This is a genomic window from Vibrio sp. YT-16, assembly GCF_033337405.1.
Classification (GTDB): domain Bacteria; phylum Pseudomonadota; class Gammaproteobacteria; order Enterobacterales; family Vibrionaceae; genus Vibrio; species Vibrio alginolyticus.
Genome location: NZ_JAWOQQ010000009.1, coordinates 182,155 through 201,681, shown reverse-complemented (window position 1 = coordinate 201,681; position 19,527 = coordinate 182,155). Strand labels below are relative to the sequence as shown.

The window sequence follows — 19,527 nt, the reverse complement described above, 5'->3', positions numbered from 1 at the left end:
GCTGGCGTTTTTATTTACTTCTCAGATTGATTAATCACGGAAGTTGTTAAACTGGAATGGGATACCCATCTCTGCTTCACGAATCGCTGCCATTGTCGCTTGCAGGTCGTCGCGTTTCTTACCGGTAACACGTACTTTGTCGCCTTGAATAGAAGCTTGTACTTTTAACTTTGCGTCTTTGATAAGTTTCACTACTTTTTTCGCCGTTGGAGTATCAATACCTTGGCGGAAAAGCAGAGTTTGGTGCCAGTTTTTACCAGTAACGTCTGGGTCTTGTGCATCCATTGCGTTCGCGTCAATGTTACGCTTCGCTAAGTGGCCGCGTAAAATGTCGCGCATTTGCTTAAGTTGGAAGTCACCTTCCGCAGACATTTTTACGTTTTCTTCTACTAGCTCAAAGCTCGCATTTACGTTGCGGAAATCGAAACGAGTAGACAATTCACGGTTAGCATTATCAACGGCGTTACGTAGTTCAACCGTATCGATTTCAGAAACAATATCAAACGATGGCATGAAGATTCCTTGATTATTTTGTTATAGGGACTTTCGGGACTTAACAGCGCTTGCCAGCATATCTAGCATTGTAGCAGTGTCTTCCCAACCTAGGCATGGATCTGTAATAGACTGACCATACGTTAGGTTATTGATGTCAGTCATTGGCTGATTGCCTTCAAGAATAAAGCTTTCTGCCATGATACCCGCAATACGAGTGCTGCCTGACTTAATTTGGTTACAAATGTCTTGAGCTACGTCGATTTGTTTTCTGTGTTGCTTCTGACAGTTTGCATGGCTGAAATCCACAACCAAACGTTGTGGCAATCCAAACTCAGCTAAAGCATCACATGCTTGTTTGACTGATGCTTCATCAAAGTTAGGGCCTTTTTCTCCACCGCGCAGAATAATATGACCGTAAGGGTTGCCACTTGTGCGGTAAACCGTCATTCGACCGTTCTTATCTGGCGAGTAGAAGTAATGCGATGCTTTCGATGCGCGAATTGCATCAATTGCAATTTTTACGTTGCCATTTGTGCCATTTTTGAAACCAACTGGGCAAGATAGTGCCGACGCCATTTCACGGTGAATTTGTGATTCCGTTGTGCGAGCACCAATCGCGCCCCAAGTGATCAAATCCGCGATGTATTGGCCAGTGATCATATCAAGAAACTCAGTAGCAGTCGCAAGACCAAGCTTGTTGATATCCAGTAGTAGTTTACGAGCTTTATGAAGACCAGCTTCAAGTGCGTAAGAACCATCTAGGTTAGGGTCCGTAATCAAACCTTTCCAACCAACTACTGTACGAGGCTTTTCAAAGTAAGTACGCATCACGATAAACAGTTCGTCTTTGTACTTGTCTTGGATTTCACTCAGGCGAGTGGCGTAATCAATGGCAGCTTCAGTGTCGTGAACAGAACACGGACCTACAATCGCAAGAAGGCGATCGTCTTCACCCGATAAAATGTTTTCAATCTGACGACGAGATTGAGCGATACGGTCTGCAACGTCATCCGTAATAGGATGTACACTACCTAGCTCTGCTGGGGTAGGCATTGGACCCAAAGGTTGGGTTCTCAATTCATCTGTTTTTATAGGCATGTTATAGCTTTATTCTCTATTGCGAAGGGGTAAAGATAACGGAATTACAGGCAGGAATAAACCGTTTCACGGGAATCTTCGCCAGGAAATACCGAATTGTATACAAAGGTGTAGGTATTCATTTAAATGACTTATGTATAAATGACAAAACTTGATCATTAAATCAATATATATACATTTGAATTTATAACCATTTTATCTATCTCGCTGTAAGGTAATCTAAGTAACTGCGATAAACTTCATACCTCACGGGTGACGCTGTCACTTCCTGAGGGTTAAATAACTCGTGAGATCGAGCTTTTGTTAACATTTCTTTGACATCTATTTCTTTCGTTGATTAACTGGTCTGACTAGATTGGTAAGGAGACCAAAATGTTATCAGCTCTACGTCGTGCGAATTTGTATCTAAATCTGTTTGGCTTTTCAAAAGTGCCGCTGATTTGGCTTTGCCACCCTAAAATCATTGCGATAGATAGCAAGCATGTTGAGGTTCGTATCCCATTGCGCAGAAGGACGAAGAACCACCTGAATAGCATGTATTTCGGTGCTTTAGCCGTTGGCGCTGATGTTGCTGGTGGTTTTCTTGCTATGAGTAAAGCGCAAGAAAAGGGAGAAGCGATCTCGCTGGCATTTAAAGGTGTGAAAGCCGAGTTTTTAAAGCGCCCGGAAGCCGATGTGCACTTTGTTTGTAACGATGGTCATGTCATTGATGAGATGCTCGAGCACACCTTGGCAACGGGTGAACGAGTAAATCGTGACGTAAAAATTGTCGCGCTGTGTCCTAACTTACATGGTGACGAGCCAATGGCTGAATTCTCGCTTACTCTTTCGATAAAAAAAGCAGCCAAACAAAGAAAAGAGGCTGCCTAGTGGTTTGTGGCTCGTTTGTTTAAAGGTGGTGGCTTAATTGAGTTCAATCTTCTCGATAGAGACGATTTTGGAGCGATTTAAGACCACTTTCCAGCGGTAATAAACAGGCTCATCGGTGTGGTTGTCCTCTTTGACAATCACATTGAGCAAATGACGTTTCTCTACTGACTCTTTGGTTACTTGACCTTCATTTAAACGGTAAACTCGGTTTGAGCTTTTATCCATCAAGCGGATGATAGGGCGCAAACTGATGTTCAATGTTTCTCTCGTTTGTTCGTAACCACTCAAGAAAAGAGAGGTCGCCATTTCGGTTTTCTCGTGATAATGAAGAATCTGCTCTTCACGTTGCACGACGCGCTTTTTCCGTATTCTTTGAATCTTATCCGGCAAGCTACTTAAGGTGCGATAATCGAGCCACTCCAATTTTTTGCCAACCACTTTTTTCGTCGTTGGATCAACATACTTCTTACGCCATTTTGGCTTGCCTTTACGGATCCATCGCCACATGGCATCGCGTAAATCATCTTTAAAGATTTCTCGTAAAGCGTAAATAAAAGACATCGCGATAATGAATGAGGCAGAAATTTCCCCCAGATAATCGCGAGCGAGAATCACGGTCGAGGTCACGACAACCATCACCAAACCGGTTGCAATACCTTTGATAGCGCGCTTAATGTTGTTACCCATCGATATGGTTTCTTCACGAAGCACGATAGGGTGTTCAATCAATCGCCTTAGCAAGCGCATTTTGTTAGATAGGCGAGTAACGTCTTCAACGACTCTTGATGAGTTGTATTTGTTGAGTTTACGATGGGCTTGTTCTTTCTCACATAGCGTGATCAGGCGCTTCTTGATCGTGCCATAGTCGCCTTCACGTGGGAGATGAGCCACCAGTGACAGGAACTTTTGCTCGGTATACCAAGACAGATAGTTATCGATGTTAACGTAGTAGCGTTTTAAGTTCTCTTCATAAGGAATAGAACGCCGCAAGCGCTTTAAGATCTCAAGCGTGAGCTCGATAACTTCGTCCACTTCATCTTCCGTTACGGAGTTGTTCTCATGCTTGTTTAAACTTGCTACCGCTTTGTCTAGCGCGATAACGTATTGGTAAGCGAACAAACTCAAACTTACTCGGTATTGCTGATTCGACAGGCGTCCACGTTTGGCAAGTCGACTGTGTACTAGCGGAAGAAGGATTTCAGTACTGTAATAAGATCGTTGCTGTGTGATTGAGGTGTAATAAAATTCGGATTCACTGATGATATCGGCGTTTAAACCAAGCTCACCAGGTATAAAAAAGTAAATATCTAGGTCGACACTTTTGCTCTTTGCGAGTGCATGACTGATTTTTAATGTTATTGAGTCTTGTTTATCGACGGTGACCAAAGAAAGCTCCTGACTTTGCTAAAGCATTCTTAACTTATGCGTTCCGTTGAGCAGGTAAGTATAAGAGTGCTAAAAGAGTGACTGGGGCATATAGCTGAACGACAACAGCATAACAGAGCACTATGCTTTTCTCTCTGATTTTCTTGTTAGTTTAGGTATAATTCCACGTAAATTTAAAAAGAGACAAAATCAATGATTAAAATTGGTCAAATTAACAGCTTAGAAGTCATTAAAAAGGCTGATTTTGGCGTATTTCTGGATGGCGATGATTACGGTTCTGTTCTACTACCTAGTAAGTATGTACCAGAGGGTACTGAAATTGGTGAGCATGTAGACGTATTTCTGTACTTCGATTCAGAAAGCCAACTTGCTGCGACCATTGAAAGACCAATTGCCCAAGTGGGTGAATGGGGTTTAATGAAGATTGAGGGTGTGAATGCGACAGGTGCTTTTGTAAATTGGGGCATCAAAGAAAAGGACTTACTGATTCCTTTTAGTGAGCAACGCACTCGCTTCTCTGCCGGACAAACCATTTTAGTGTATGTTTATACCGACAAAGCGTCAGGTCGCATTGTTGGTACGACTAAGTTCAATAAATGGTTAGATAAAACTCCAGCGAATTATGAAGTTAACGAGCAAGTTGATTTGATCATCGCAGAGCGTAGTCAACTTGGTTATAAAGCTATCGTTAATGGTAAGCATTGGGGCATGATTTTCCCATCGGATGTTTTTGGTAAGCTTTACATCGGTAAAAAGCTGAAAGGCTTTATTAAGCACATTCGTGAAGATGGCAAAATCGACCTTGCTCTACAAAAAGTCGGTGTGGCGAAAATGGACGATCTTTCTAGTAAGATCCTTGACTTGCTAGAGAAGAAAGGCGGATTTTTGCCTTTGAATGACAAGTCTTCTCCTGAAGCGATTTTTGATGCTTTCCGCACAAGTAAAGGGACTTATAAAAAGACCATCGGTGGCTTATACAAGCAGGGTAAAATTGTCATTGAGAAAGACGGTATTCGTCTAGCGTAGTCCAAACTCACGTATAGTGGAACTACAGCCAAAAAAACGGCCCAAACTTTTCCTTTTTTTGGGCCTAGGGGAAACGGCTCCGCAGAGCCTGCGCTAAACTTGTCCAACAATAATTTTGTTGGTGAACATAGAGAGAAATGCCACATCAAAGCATTACTTTGATACAACTAGTTTAGTACAGCGTGTCCGGATCGCTAGCGAGCCCACTTGCTTTCATACTTACGAATTAAAAAGCCATCGCAAATACGATGGCTTTTCATTTATTTATGGTTCGTTACGTCTTTTAAAATAAGTTCTTATCTCGTACTAATTCGCGAGGGAGACCATTCTTTATTCGGTTGCTTACCCACTTGCCAAGGCCAATAACTGCGCCTTGATAGGTGACAAGCACTTCGCCTTTACCTGTTTTCATTCCCTCAGGAATGGTTTGTGGGCGAACATCACGCCCCATGTACCATTCGCGCGCTTCTTCAATACTGAGTTCAATGGCGTTGCTTTCAGAACCTGTCGCCAGGGCAGTCGCGACTTGGTGTTGCCAACGGTAGCCATTTTTATGGGCTTCCGCGATCTTTATACCCATACGGGAGAAGCGTAATTCGCCGATCATCGCTTCTAAAGCATTAGGGAATAACCAGACATCTTTATCGCGAAGCCATACAGAACTGTCATTTGGAAGTTTAATACCTAACGCGCTTTGGAGTTGTTGAGCAATTTCTGTCGATTCTTTTTTTGAAGTTTTAGCAAAGGGGAATTTCCCCATGCGCTTTTTGACTTCTGGCGCCTCAACAGCAGCCAGTTTGCGAATTCTTGCAACAAAGAACCCTTCACAGTCGTAGACCTGTGGGAAAATATGCAAAAAGCCTTCTTCAGTTAGAGCTGCCTCTGCGTTTTCAAACAAGTTCTCAAGGCTTTCAAACTCTACAGCATCCCCAAAGGTTTCTTTCAAGTGTTGACAAACTTGTTGGTTTTCTTCTGTACTGAGCGTACATGTTGAGTAAACCATCACACCACCGGGCTTTAATGCATGGAAGGCGCTTTCAATAAGATCTTTCTGTGTGTCAGCGATGTCGAGTACGGAAGCTTGCGTCCAGTTTTTCATCGCATCTTCGTCTTTGCGAACGGTGCCTTCTCCAGAGCAAGGCGCGTCGAGCAAAACCGCATCAAATTGTTCTGGTAGCCAACCGCCAAAAACGCGTCCATCGAAGTTACTTAGTGCGGCGTTACGTACCCCACAACGTTCCACATTAGCGTGCAGTACTTTTACACGACTTGCGGCGTATTCATTGGCCACAAGTACACCTTCGTTGTTCATTAAAGCTGCAATTTGAGTGGTTTTTGAGCCTGGAGCGGCTGCGGTATCTAACACGGCATCGTAAGATTCATCATTCATAAACAGAGCAGATACCGGCATCATCGAACTGGCTTCTTGAATGTAGAATAAGCCAGACATGTGTTCTGCTGTGTTGCCTAATGGTACAACTGACTCATCCGCTTCAATCCAAAACCCCGTGTCACACCAAGGCACAGGAGAAAGCTTCCAGCCTTTTGCTTCTGCTCGTTCTAGAAACGCTTCAACACTGATCTTCAACGTATTAACTCGAATACTTTTGCGCAGTGGCTTTTGGCACGACGCGATAAAGTCTTCCATGTTGAGGTGAGCAGGAAGGATAGTTTGGATTTTTTCCAGAAACGCGTCTGGGATGTAAACATTAGGATGCAATGTGGGATCTCGTTTGCAGAATTTGTGGCAAATAATATACGAAAGCGAAGCAGAAACGAATAGTGACAAGGGCCGAGCGATAAAAAAGAGCAGCGATTGCTGCTCTTTTAAAGTGATCAAACTTCAATTTTACGTGAATTGAGCTTTATTCTACGGCTTCGGAATTGCTGTACGCCATTGAGTCCAACCTTCTTCAGCTTGTGGATACAAAAAGAAAGATTGCCCACTCTTTGCCGCTGGTGGAATAGTCGATTGCTCTGGCGTTGAAAACGCAATTCCTCCGCGAACTAAACTATCAAAGGTTCCCGCTTTGATGTTAGCGCCGGTAAGCCCGATGGAAACATCTACTCCTGAAACATTCCAGAACACACTGTTTTGACGAACGAGGTAAGCATATTCAGGCTGTATTTTGATAGTCGTGAGGATGCGATCAGCAAATTCTCCTAGGCTTACGTCGGTCACTTGGCCAACTTCCATCTGGCGGTAAAGAATAGGGGTACCGACTTGTACTGAGCCTCTCTGTTCACTTTGTAACGTAAACATGATTCCATGCACGCGTTCTGAACTATTTTCTAATTGAAAATCAAATTTAGCTTTACCTTTACCTGGCTCAACACTGATGGATTTCGAAACCAACGCCCCGAGGTTTTTAACGCCACCTAAACCAATTTCTGGTTCAGTTAGCCAAAAATGTGAGCCTTCAACTGCAATGTTTTCTACGTATTCAGGTAGGATCCTTGCAGTGACTTCAACCATGTTACGACGAAAATTCGGTACAACCAGAGTGATTTCACCAACTTTAACACCTTGATATTCAATCGGCATTCCTTTAGCAATCTCTTGCGAACCGTCGGTTTCTAAAGCAATGACGCGCCCAAACTTGCGAGCGGTTTTTTGATCAGAATACAGCTTCCAGTTTTCTCCGATTTTGTTTTCAACGCCTGGTACGGAGTCAAAAGCGATGCCACCTTCGATTAACGATTTTAAAGGGTGCGCTTTCACACTGACTCCGGCTAATGATGCATCTATCTCAATCCCTGAACGATTCCAAAAAACGGTTTGTGGCGTTACAAGATAAGCGAAGCGGTTTTCGATAGTAGCCTTAATTAGTACTCCGCCATCAACTAGCTGGAAATCGGAGACGTTACCAACTGGAAGATTACGATAGAGTAGAGGGCTGCCTTTGGAAATCGGCGGCAATTCAGAAGCAAATAGTGTTAGAGCCCTAGAGCCACTTTGATTGTACTGCGCCAATTCAGCCAATGATTCATTTTGGAACAGTTGATACTCTTTTTGAATATCCTGCTTGCCTTCGCTCACAAAACTAATTGACCCGGTTAACAACTGCTTTGCTGGAGGAACGGTAACGCTGAGCCCGGATTCAGTTAACTCTGCTGATGCACTGCCGGTTACATAAAAACGATTGTTTGATTTGATCAGATGTTTGTATTCATGGTCAATCAATACATCCATAAATACTTCGTGTTGTGATTTTTTATCTTCCTTAACTAGGCCCACTTTGATGATTGAACCAACAACGATGCCTTTATAAAGTACATTGGCACCGCTATCTAGGCCAAACGAATTGTCGGACACCAACCGAATCGCGATGGACTTTTCTTGCTGTTGGTTAAACACGTTTTTACGAATGGCAGTAAAGCGGCGAGAGCGTTCACCCGCGCCCGGCACGATCGTTAAGAAGTTCCCTCGCACTAAATTAGCAATGTTTTCTACACCAGAGAGGGACACTTTTGCTTCTTCTAAGACAAATCGAGTACCTGTCGTCAGCATGTCACTAAAAGCGGGTTGAATTGCCGCTGACGCCAATATCACTTCTCGGCCTTCGGAAAGGCTCAAGTCCGTAACTTGGCCAATTTCGATTCCGCGATACATAATTGGAGCGCCTTCTCCGCTGATCTTGCTGTCATCAGGTAGGACGATTTTAACCGCGATGCCTCGACCAGCAGTTTTCAAATCTTTATACAAACGGAACTCGGTGTTCTCTTCTACAGGCTCACCATCATCCGGAGAGTCGACGGCGATGGCGCCACCTAGTAAGGCACTCATGCTTTCTAGTCTTACATCGACACCTTCAAAACCGATGCTGGCACCAATTCCACTGACGTTCCAGAATCGACTGCGGTTGTTAATGATATGTCGGTATTGATCCTGAATGTTGGCTTGAATAGTGATAGATTTTGCATCTTCATCTAGCTGGTAACTGTACACTTCACCGATTGGGATTTTCTTATAAACAATTTGAGAGCCAACCGATACACCACCTAAATCACGGCTTTTGAGCTTAATATTCAAACCTTGAGAAACGCGTAAATCTGTTGGGGCAGAGTCTAACGCATGGAATGTTGTCTCAAACTCTTGACCATCTCCGGGTTGAATCGAGATGTAGTTACCTGAGACGAGCGCATCCAGTCCGGAAACTCCCGTTAGGCTAGCTGTTGGTTTTACTAACCAAAAGCGTGTTTTATCGTTCAGTAACTTTGCAGCTTCAGGATAGATATCAGCATCGACATAAATACTGCCGAGATCTTCGGTGAGGTTAATGTCTCTTACCATGCCGACTTCTAATCCTTGGTAACGGATAGTGGTTCGGCCGGCGACAAGACCAGCGGCATCAGAAAAATAGATTTGCACTCGTTGTCCTGCATCGTGTATCGACTTCACAACAAGCCAGCCAGCTAAGACCATGGTCAAAATTGGCAACAGCCAAAGAGGAGATATGCCTTTACTCCGCTTTACATCTGGTACGTATGACGTTTGAGAACTGTTCTGATCACTCATTCATTGACTCTTTTTCTGATTGTTTTGGGCTTGTTTGGTCCCAGATTAGCCTTGGATCAATACTTTCTGCTGCAAGCATGGTCAATACAACGACAACACCAAATGCTACCGCGCCATATCCTGGTGTGAAATCCAGTATCTGACCACGATCGACTAACGTCATCATGATAGAAATAACAAACAAATCCATCACAGACCATTTACCGATCCATTTAACAACAAAGTAAACCATCATTCGTTGTCTCTTAAACACCGAACGTTTGAATTGGATGCAAAGCATGATGTAGGCGAGCCCAAGTATTTTAATCACCGGGACAACGATACTGGCAACAAAAATGATCGCAGCGATTCCATACATGCCGCTTTTTACCAAACCAGCCACGCCTGAAAAAATAGTGTCCTCCAAACGCTTACCATTGGTAAGCAAGATGGAAATAGGGATCAGGTTAGCAGGGAAGATGGCGACCGTTGCTGCGATGAGGTAAGCCCATGTTTTCTGAATGGAGTTTGGCTTGCGATGATATAACTCGTGATGACAACGCTGGCAATGGTCACCTTCAGGTTGGGACAAGTGGCATTCATGGCAATGCACATCTTTATGCTCAAAAGCATATAAACTTTCTGGTTTCCAAGCTTCCCAATAACGACGCACGCTGATTCTTGAAACTAACAAAACGGTAAATATCTGCAAAAGAACCAGACCAATTAACCCTGGACCGACGAAAATGTCGGAATAATCTTGGAGTTTAAAACAGGAAATGGCGATGCTAACTAAGAACACATCTAACATAACCCAATGCTTCAAATGTTGAATTAGCCACAGTGAGATACGAAGCCCACGGAACCATCGTTGATGTAAAGAAATATGCGCCGTTACCACTGAAACACAAACCGTCAGTGGCGCAAGAGAGCTACAAAATAGAATGAGCAATGAAAGAAGAACAAATCCTTCTTCCATCAATGTGATCATCCCTGAAGGTAGGGTTGCCGGAATCATCACACCAAAGAGTCGGATGCTAATAAAGTTAAAAAAGTGCGATGGAATAAATAGTAGGATGCAGGTTATCGCGACGGCTAGATTACCAGAGAGGCTAGGGCTACCTCCGCGATATAATTGTGTACCACAACGAGGGCAGTGTGCATTTTTGCCATGGGGTAAGTCGACGATGTCGACAGGCAATTCACAACCTTGGCACAGACGTACGTTATTGGGTTGCATGGCGTGCTTAGACAGAGAGGTCATAACGACCTCTCTAGCTTGAACGATTTAAGCGTGGGACTGTATGCCCCCATATAAGGTTTGATATAAGCCTTCTTGCTCAACTAACTCACCATGAGTACCTGTTTGCGTCACTTTCCCATCTTCAAGCACGTAGATCAAATCGGCTTGTTTAACAGCGGATAGTCGGTGCGCAACGATTAATGTTGTTCTACCACGTAAGAACTCGGTCAGTGCTTTGTGTAAAGCCGCTTCAGTAGCGGTATCTAGCGCAGACGTGGCTTCGTCTAAAATAACAAATTGAGGATTACTCAGCACCATTCTAGCAATGGCAAGCCGTTGTCGTTGACCTCCTGACAAACGAATGCCATTACGACCAACTTGAGTATCCAAGCCGTGGTTAAGTTGAGAAATTACATCATGCAGCTGAGCCACTTCAAGCGCACGCCAAAGTGACATTTCGTCAAAATTACCACCAAGCGTTAGATTATGCCTCAAGGTGTCGTTAAATAGTATAGGTTGCTGTAATACCACGGCAATTTTGTCGCGAATTACTTCAAAGCCAATATCTTCTGTTAATTCATCATTAAAGCGAATGCTACCGGAGTTTTGACGGTAAACCCCAATAAGTAATTGTATCAAGGTCGACTTACCACCGCCGCTTGCACCAACCAACGCCACTTTCTTTCCTGCCGGCATATGTAAAGAAAGATTATCTAGGACTTTGTTTTCATTATTGTAAGAGAAATTAATGTTTTCTACTTTAACATCAACTTCTCTACCTTCTTTGAAAGGATTTACCTTAGGAACCGGTCTCTGCTCTTCTTCTAACTCTAATAAGTCGTTGATGCGTTTTAATGCGGCTTTAGCGCTGTACCAAGAAAACTGAATCCCAAGCAACTCTTGAACAGGAGACAGCATGAACCATAGGTAACCAAAAACGGCAAATATTTGACCAATAGTAAGGTCACTGAACATGACCATTAACATTGCGACAGCTCTGAATAATTCAAAGCCGATCAAAAAGAGAAGGAAAGAAACGCGACCAGCCGCTTCAGATTGCCAAGCATACTTGTCTGCATCAACGCGAACTTGGTTCGCACTGTCTTTGAGTTGCTGGAGAAATTCTCGCTCTTTATTGGCCGCGCGTAGTTGGTAGATTCCATCTAATGTTTCAACTAAACGGTTTTGGAAAATTTCAAAAGAATGATTTTCCTTCCGTTTCAGATGTTTAACCATACTGCCTAGTTTACGTGAGAAGTAAATGACAATAGGGTTAACTAACAGGATAAACAGACCAAGTCGCCAATCGAGCCAAAGTAGAACGATAGCAGTACCAATAACAGTCAGAAAACTGATAACGAATTTTGCTAACGTAGAACCAATAAATTTATCAATGGTCTCAATGTCAGTGATAAGGTGTGCGTTGATTCCTCCGCTACCTTTGGTCTCGTATTGTCGGATGCTGATACGGCCGAGTTTGTCGATCATTTTACTGCGCATCTCAAACGTGATGGTTTTTGAAACAAGCGTAAATTGTCGGCTTTGAAGGATATTTAATCCTTGGCTCGCAGCTCGCATAAGAACAACCAAGAACAGGGTAAAGAAAATATAGCCTGTCGGAGTGTGCCACGCTTCAGGGAGAATGGCATTCATGGCATCTAAGCCTTTTGCAGGTTGGTCCAATAAGACCTCATCAACCATCAAAGGCATGAGGAGGGGAATTGGAACACTAATCAAGGTTGCAAGCACCGCTATCAAGTTCGCTATGATCAGCTTGGACTTGTGCTTTTTTACTTGTGTTATCAACCAAGAACGGCTAATAGTGTCATTTTTCAGAAGCATTGTAATTGAGAATAAGTCCTATTATAAAGTAGGGCTGCATTTTAGCGCCATACATTGAGAATGGAAGCTTTTATAGTAAGTAGGAAGTTAATATGAACTTAGAACAATACCAAAGACTAACCAAACAAGCTGTTGCTCTAATTGAGTCTGAACCAGACTTTATTGCGAACCTAGCAAACTTGAGCTCATTGCTTTTCATGGAACTTGACGATCTTAACTGGGCAGGCTTTTACCTAACAAAAGGTGAAGAGCTTGTTCTTGGTCCGTTCCAAGGAAAACCAGCTTGTGTTCGTATCCCAATGGGTCGAGGCGTCTGCGGTACTGCTGCACAAACTAATACTATACAAAGAGTATACGACGTTCACGAATTTGAGGGGCATATTGCGTGCGATGCAGCGAGCAATTCAGAAATTGTGATTCCATTTTCTATTAATGGAAAGGTGGTTGGTGTACTTGATATTGATAGTCCAAGTATTGGCCGATTTAATGAAACAGACGAAGAAGGTCTCACTCATTTCATGGTTGAAGTAGAAAAGCTGCTTAATTCACACGCGAACGACGCATAAATTAGCCTTCGAGTGTGGTTTTTCCTTGGCATGTCACTATAATACGAGAATATTTTTTCTTAATGCTCGCGGAAATCCGCTCAAATCAGGACCCCTCATGACTGAAAAGTTAAAAAACAGCAAAGAAGTTATTGCATATATTGCTGAATGTTTCCCTAAGTGCTTTACTTTAGAAGGTGAAGCAAAACCTCTGAAAATTGGTATTTTTCAAGATCTTGCGGAACGTCTAAATGAAGACGAAAAAGTAAGCAAAACACAGCTTCGTGCAGCGTTAAGACAGTACACTTCATCATGGCGTTACCTACACGGTGTAAAACCAGGTGCAGTACGTGTAGACCTAGATGGCAACCCTTGTGGTGAGCTAGAAGAAGAGCACGTTGAACACGCGAAAGCGACACTTGCAGAAAGCAAGGCGAAAGTTCAGGCTCGTCGTAAAGAACAAGCACAAAAAGCTCGTGAAGAGGGTAAGGCGAAAGCGAAACCTGCGGCTAAAAAGCCTCAACAGCCTCGTCGTACTAATAAACCAAAAGTACAAAAACCAACTAAGCCTGTAGAAACGCGCGCTCTAAATGCTGATGAAATCACAGTAGGTAACGCAGTTAACGTGAACATGGGCAAAGGAAACATGGCAGCGACCATTGTTGAAATCAATAAGGATGATGTACGTGTTCAACTTGCTAACGGCCTACAAATGGTTGTGAAAGCGGAGCACTTGCGCGCATAAAGGAGATACTCCTACGCATGAATTGCCGTTCAAAAGTGACCCTGATTGCTGCTAGCTTATGGCTAGCAGCATCAGCTCAGGCTCTTGAAGCCAAACTACATAAAGATGACCTGCCGGTTCTTTCTCCTGAAGTTCAGCATGAAACAGCTAGCAAACGAGTCACCTCGCGATTTACCCGCTCTCATTATAAGCACTTCAGCCTCAATGATGATTTCTCTAAAGCGATATTTGAACGCTATGTAGAGTTGCTTGATTACAATAGAAATATTTTCACTCAAGCAGACATCGATTCATTTAAAAATTGGTCAGTCGAGCTTGATGATCAGCTTAAATCGGGCAACAACCAAATTGCTTTTGATGTTTACAACCTCTCAATGCAGAAGCGTTTCGATCGTTTTGCTTATGCGTTAACTCTACTCGATGAAGAGATCAAGTTTGATACCGATGACGAGATAGAGTTAGACCGCTCTGAGGCCGCATGGCCAAAAGACGAAGCAGAGCTCAACGAGTTGTGGCGCAAGCGTGTGAAATATGACGCGTTAAATCTGAAACTGACTGGCAAAGAGTGGCCAGAGATTAAAGAAGTTTTAGAGAAGCGTTATAACAACGCGATGAAGCGCATCACACAGACCAATAATGAAGACGCATTTCAGTTGTATATGAATGCCTTCGCGCGACAGGTTGACCCTCATACAAGCTACCTTTCTCCACGTAATGCCGAGCAATTCCAATCGGAAATGAACCTTTCTCTAGAAGGCATCGGCGCTGTTTTGCAAATGACAGACGATTACACAGTAATTCGTTCACTTGTTGTTGGCGGTCCGGCATCAAAGAGTAAGCAACTTGGTGAAGGGGACCGAATCACTGGTGTTGGACAAGACGGTGAAGAAATTGTCGACGTGATCGGTTGGCGTCTGGATGATGTTGTTCAGTTAATCAAAGGCCCTAAAGGCACAAAGGTTAATCTACAGATCTTGCCAGAAGGTAACGATGCGAAGAGTTACATTGTCACAATTGTTCGTGACAAAGTTCGCTTAGAAGATCGTGCGGTTAAGTCAGAAATCATCGAAAAAGACGGTAAGAAGATTGGTATTTTAGAAGTACCAAGTTTCTACGTCGGCTTATCGAAAGACACCGATAAATTACTAGCTGAGTTGAAAACCAAAAACGTTGACGGCGTAATCGTTGATCTACGCAACAATGGCGGTGGTGCGCTAACAGAAGCAACGGCATTGACAGGTTTATTCATTAAAGAAGGCCCTGTAGTTCAAGTCCGTGACAGCTATGGCCGCATCAAAGTGAATGCCGATACCGATGGAAAAGTGAGTTATGATGGCCCATTGACGGTATTGATTAACCGCTACAGTGCTTCAGCATCTGAAATTTTTGCAGCGGCAATGCAAGATTATAATCGTGCAATCATCTTAGGTGAAAACTCTTTCGGTAAAGGTACAGTTCAGCAACATCGTTCACTGAATCATATTTATGATCTTTTCGATAAAGAGCTAGGTTATGTTCAGTACACGATTCAGAAATTTTATCGTATTGACGGTGGAAGTACGCAAAATCGTGGTGTTGCACCAGATATTTCGTACCCAACGCCAATTGAGGCTTCTGAAACTGGTGAAAGTGTTGAAGACAATGCTTTACCTTGGGATCAGATTGATAAAGCACAATATCAAACGTTTCCAAGTAACGACGCCTTAGTTGAAAAACTTACTGCTCTTCATAACAAGCGTATTTCTGATGAGATGGAGTTCCGCTTTATCAATGAAGACATCGAGAAATATCGTAAAGAAAAAGACGATAATACTTTGTCTTTGAACGAAAAAGTTCGTAAAGCTGAATCGGATAAAGCGGAAGCCCTTCGATTACAACGCATAAATGAACGTCAAGTTGCTTTGGGTAAAAAAGCATTCAAAACATTGGATGACATACCAAAAGACTACGAGGCTCCTGATGTTTATTTAGATGAGTCTGTCGCGATTATGGTCGATCTACTTAAGCAGGAAAATCAGTCATAATAACTGGCAATTTAGAATAAAAAGTGTGAGTCTTTCAGATTCACTCTTTTTTTATGCCTTTTTGTCTTCCGCTATCTCGATATCGAGCAAGATATTCGCTTATTTTCCCCCAATAATTTACGTGATCTACATCTAAAATTTCGCGAAAGTGAGGACTACTGGCTAAGCTAAAAGAAAACGATAAGGATGCCGATATGAAGTGGTTCTTTATTTTACTTAGCTTTTGCTGCTTTAGTGTGTTTGGTGGAGAAAACACCAGAGAAGATGAATTAAGTCACTTTGACACGCCGTTTCTCATCGGAGACTGGTATTTGATGAACCCAAACCCCGAAGAGTCGGCTGAAAACTTTCGTGCGATCAAACTCTCATTAGGTTCTGACTACAGCTTTTCTATTGATATTCAAAAGAAAGACTATTCCGTTGACCATTGGGAGGGGCTGTATAACGCAAATGAAGACACCATCGTTCTTGGTTTAAACACCGACGAGCCTCAAATTTATGCCTATCGCAACAACCATAATACGCTTGATCTTAATGGTGTAACATTCACTAAGGGATTATCCAATTCACTTGCAGGTATTTGGTCTAGCTCTCACGTATCTGGCGACGGTCTTGTGGCCAACAACATTAATCAGATGGATTTGATACTTCAACCTGATTTCGTGTTCATGTTTAGGGTTTCGAACGAAGAAGGGGATGAGTCCATCAAACAAGGTGTGTTTTACACAGAAGATGAGTTTTTGGTTCTGTTGTATGAAAATGGCGAGCATGGAACCACGTATAAGCTCAACAAGAATGAGCTAACGATCGAAGATTCCAATGGTGATATGTACGCCGTACTCAATAGAGTTACGCCATGATGCCTTTAACATGCGCCAAATTACGCGTGCGTACGGTAAGTCATTAATGTTGTTTAAATGTTAATCAAAAAACGGAGCTAGAGCACTAAAAGCTCCGTTTTTTGATAGAAAGACTTGTATTCTGATACCACAACCCCTACAAATAGCTTATATAGTGATACCAGAACTGCATTTTTGATCATGCAGTCTGGTATTTTTGTTGTTCGACATACAAGGATTTATGCTCATGTCTCAAGCTCCCCAGGCCAAATATCGTAAAGATTATAAAGAGCCATCTCATGCGATTACTGATATCGATCTTACTTTTGATCTATATGACAATGACACAATCGTTACGGCGGTATCAAAAGTTGCTCAAAAAGGCGATACAACAACGCTAGAACTCGATGGCGAAGGGCTTGAGCTACGCGCTGTAAAAGTAAATGGTGAGGATTGGGCTCATCACGAGGTGAAGGAGTCATCGCTGGTACTGACCGATCTTCCATCCGAGTTTGAACTTGAAATCGTCACCAAAATTGATCCTGAAGCGAATACAGCACTCGAAGGTTTGTACAAATCAGGCGGTGCATTTTGTACTCAGTGTGAGGCTGAGGGCTTTCGCCGTATCACGTACTATCTAGACCGTCCGGATGTTCTAGCAAAATACACAACAAAAGTGATCGCAGATAAAGCTGCTTACCCATATTTGCTGAGCAATGGTAACCGAATTGCAGAAGGCGATGCAGAGAACGGTCGTCACTGGGTTCAATGGCAGGATCCGCATCCAAAACCAGCTTACTTGTTCGCCCTTGTTGCAGGCGACTTTGATGTATTGCGTGACAAATATACAACGATGTCAGGTCGCAGTGTTGATTTAGAAATCTTTGTTGATAAAGGTAACTTAGATCGTGCAGGCCATGCGATGACATCGCTGATCAACTCGATGAAGTGGGATGAGGAACGCTTTGGCCTAGAATACGATCTGGATATTTACATGATCGTTGCTGTTGATTTCTTCAACATGGGTGCAATGGAAAACAAAGGCTTGAACATTTTTAACTCAAAATATGTGCTGGCGAACGATCAAACTGCGACAGATCGTGATTATTTAGGCATCGAAGCTGTGATCGGTCATGAGTACTTCCACAACTGGACTGGCAACCGTGTCACTTGTCGTGACTGGTTCCAACTAAGTCTAAAAGAAGGCTTAACCGTATTCCGAGACCAAGAATTCTCTTCTGACTTAGGCTCTCGTGCTGATAACCGTATTGATAACGTACGTATTATTCGTGGTCCTCAATTTGCGGAAGATGCAAGCCCAATGTCTCACCCGATTCGTCCTGACAAAGTCATTGAGATGAATAACTTCTACACGCTAACGGTGTATGAAAAGGGCAGCGAAGTTATTCGTATGTACCATACACTCCTTGGCGAAGAGGGCTTCCAAAAAGGAATGAAACTTTATTTTGAACGTCACGATGGTACCGCCGCGACGTGTGAAGACTTTGTTTCTGCAATGGAAGATGCCACCGGTGTTGATTTAAAACAGTTCCGTCTGTGGTACAGCCAATCGGGTACACCAACGCTGCGCGTAAATAGCGAATACAACGCTGATGCAAAAACTTACGCACTAACGGTAGAGCAATTTACGGAGCCGACGCAAGACCAAGCAGAAAAACAAGCGCTGCATATTCCGTTCGATATCGAGTTGTATGATTCGAAAGGTCGAGTTATCCCACTGGTGATTAACGGTGAATCAGTTAATAACGTGCTGGATATTAAACAAGATAAGCAAACGTTCGTATTTGAAAATGTCGAAGAACAGCCAGTGCCATCTTTGTTGCGTGAATTCTCGGCACCAGTCAAATTAGAATACGATTACAGCGATGACGAGTTAGTCTTCTTGATGAAGCACGCAACGAACGATTTTGCTCGATGGGACGCTAGCCAAATGCTATTGGCTAAATACATTCGTCAGAATGTGAAAAACGTTCAAGCGGGACAAGAAGTATCGCTTTCTGAAGGTGTGATAGATGCTTTCCGCGGTGTGCTGTTGGATGAAACGCTTGAGCCTGCTTTCATTGCTCAAGTTTTCTCTATGCCTTCAATCAATGAGATTACTGGTTGGTACCAGCAAATTGATATCGATGCCGTAGACAAAGTGCTAAACAGCATTACAGTGTCACTTTCTAAGGAATTAGAAGATGAGCTAAGTGCGACTTATCACACGCTTAAGCAAACAGAGTATACGATCGACCATGCTGCTATTGGCAAGCGTGCTTTACGTAACCGTTGCCTTCAGTACCTAGCATATACGGAAAAAGGTAATGATTTAGTCAACGCGCAGTACGCATCTGCAAATAACATGACAGATACGATTGCTGCGATGAGTGCCGCAAATAACGCTCAGCTCGAGTGTCGTGAAGCACTTATGGCTGATTATAGCGATAAATGGAAGCACGATGGTTTGGTTATGGATAAGTGGTTTGCACTGCAAGGTAGCAATCCTGCAGAGGATGCTCTTGAAAAAGTAAAAGCAACCATGAACCACGAAGCATTTAGTTTGAAAAATCCGAACCGTACGCGCAGCTTAATTGGCTCGTTCTTAAGTGCGAACCCTGTACGTTTCCATGATAAATCCGGTGTAGGTTACCAATTTGCCGGTGAAATTCTTCGCCAACTAAATGATTCGAACCCACAAGTAGCTTCTCGAATGATTGATCCTTTGCTTAAGTTCCGTAAATACGATGAAGCTCGCCAAGCAATGATTCGTGCAGAACTTGAAAAGCTCAAAGCAATGGATAATCTTGCTAAAGATCTATTCGAAAAAGTGACTAAAGCACTAGACGAATAGTAAACAACACAATAGGGTGGTCATTAAGACCACCTTATTTGTTTATGTCACTTAGTTTTCAC

The 19,527-nt window shown here is 43.0% G+C and carries 14 protein-coding genes; 7 read left to right on the top strand and 7 right to left on the bottom strand.

What is annotated here, in order from left to right:
- Positions 1-30 precede the first annotated feature (30 nt).
- Positions 31-513, bottom strand: a complete 483-nt coding sequence (locus tag R7F07_RS16060; RefSeq protein ID WP_005377415.1) for a YajQ family cyclic di-GMP-binding protein — start codon at positions 511-513, stop codon at positions 31-33.
- A gap of 21 nt (positions 514-534) precedes the next feature.
- Positions 535-1,593, bottom strand: coding sequence for a 3-deoxy-7-phosphoheptulonate synthase (locus R7F07_RS16055; RefSeq protein ID WP_005390197.1), 1,059 nt, complete (start codon positions 1,591-1,593; stop codon positions 535-537).
- Between the two features lie 372 nt (positions 1,594-1,965).
- Here R7F07_RS16055 and R7F07_RS16050 point away from each other — a divergent pair, with 372 nt between their 5' ends.
- The gene (locus tag R7F07_RS16050) at positions 1,966-2,463 is read left to right on the top strand and encodes a DUF4442 domain-containing protein (RefSeq protein WP_033905329.1); all 498 of its coding nucleotides are present in this window, start codon (positions 1,966-1,968) and stop codon (positions 2,461-2,463) included.
- A gap of 33 nt (positions 2,464-2,496) precedes the next feature.
- On the opposite strand, the gene R7F07_RS16045 is transcribed toward R7F07_RS16050, so the two are convergent.
- A complete protein-coding gene (locus R7F07_RS16045) occupies positions 2,497-3,849 on the bottom strand; it encodes a hypothetical protein (RefSeq protein ID WP_005377421.1) in 1,353 nt (450 codons plus the stop codon).
- A gap of 192 nt (positions 3,850-4,041) precedes the next feature.
- Here R7F07_RS16045 and R7F07_RS16040 point away from each other — a divergent pair, with 192 nt between their 5' ends.
- A complete protein-coding gene (locus tag R7F07_RS16040; protein ID WP_017633794.1) occupies positions 4,042-4,875 on the top strand; it encodes a S1 RNA-binding domain-containing protein in 834 nt (277 codons plus the stop codon).
- Positions 4,876-5,158: 283 nt separating this feature from the next.
- Here R7F07_RS16040 and rsmF read toward each other — a convergent pair whose 3' ends face one another.
- From rsmF to R7F07_RS16020, 4 genes are all read right to left on the bottom strand, one after another.
- Positions 5,159-6,595, bottom strand: coding sequence for a 16S rRNA (cytosine(1407)-C(5))-methyltransferase RsmF (gene rsmF, locus R7F07_RS16035; RefSeq protein WP_017821869.1), 1,437 nt, complete (start codon positions 6,593-6,595; stop codon positions 5,159-5,161).
- 150 nt (positions 6,596-6,745) lie between these two features.
- Positions 6,746-9,394, bottom strand: a complete 2,649-nt coding sequence (locus R7F07_RS16030; RefSeq protein WP_017821870.1) for an MlaD family protein — start codon at positions 9,392-9,394, stop codon at positions 6,746-6,748.
- Positions 9,387-10,637: a paraquat-inducible protein A gene (locus R7F07_RS16025; RefSeq protein ID WP_005377429.1), complete on the bottom strand. Its 1,251-nt coding sequence runs from the start codon at positions 10,635-10,637 to the stop codon at positions 9,387-9,389. The genes R7F07_RS16030 and R7F07_RS16025 overlap by 8 nt, the downstream gene beginning before the upstream one ends.
- A 24-nt stretch (positions 10,638-10,661) precedes the next feature.
- Positions 10,662-12,458 carry an ABC transporter ATP-binding protein gene (locus tag R7F07_RS16020; protein ID WP_005377431.1) on the bottom strand — a complete coding sequence of 599 codons (1,797 nt, stop codon included), beginning with the start codon at positions 12,456-12,458 and terminating at the stop codon, positions 10,662-10,664.
- 92 nt (positions 12,459-12,550) lie between these two features.
- On the opposite strand from R7F07_RS16020, the gene R7F07_RS16015 reads away from it, so the two are divergent.
- From R7F07_RS16015 to pepN, 5 genes are all read left to right on the top strand, one after another.
- On the top strand, positions 12,551-13,024 hold the full coding sequence (locus R7F07_RS16015) for a GAF domain-containing protein (RefSeq protein ID WP_005377433.1): 474 nt from the start codon (positions 12,551-12,553) through the stop codon (positions 13,022-13,024).
- A gap of 97 nt (positions 13,025-13,121) precedes the next feature.
- Positions 13,122-13,748 (top strand): RNA chaperone ProQ, encoded by a 627-nt coding sequence (gene proQ / locus R7F07_RS16010; protein ID WP_005377435.1) that lies wholly within the window; start codon positions 13,122-13,124, stop codon positions 13,746-13,748.
- A gap of 17 nt (positions 13,749-13,765) precedes the next feature.
- A complete protein-coding gene (prc, locus tag R7F07_RS16005) occupies positions 13,766-15,772 on the top strand; it encodes a carboxy terminal-processing peptidase (protein WP_017634279.1) in 2,007 nt (668 codons plus the stop codon).
- A gap of 194 nt (positions 15,773-15,966) precedes the next feature.
- The gene (locus tag R7F07_RS16000) at positions 15,967-16,632 is read left to right on the top strand and encodes a hypothetical protein (protein ID WP_005377438.1); all 666 of its coding nucleotides are present in this window, start codon (positions 15,967-15,969) and stop codon (positions 16,630-16,632) included.
- A gap of 226 nt (positions 16,633-16,858) precedes the next feature.
- Positions 16,859-19,465: an aminopeptidase N gene (gene pepN, locus R7F07_RS15995; protein ID WP_054574165.1), complete on the top strand. Its 2,607-nt coding sequence runs from the start codon at positions 16,859-16,861 to the stop codon at positions 19,463-19,465.
- Positions 19,466-19,527: the final 62 nt, after the last annotated feature.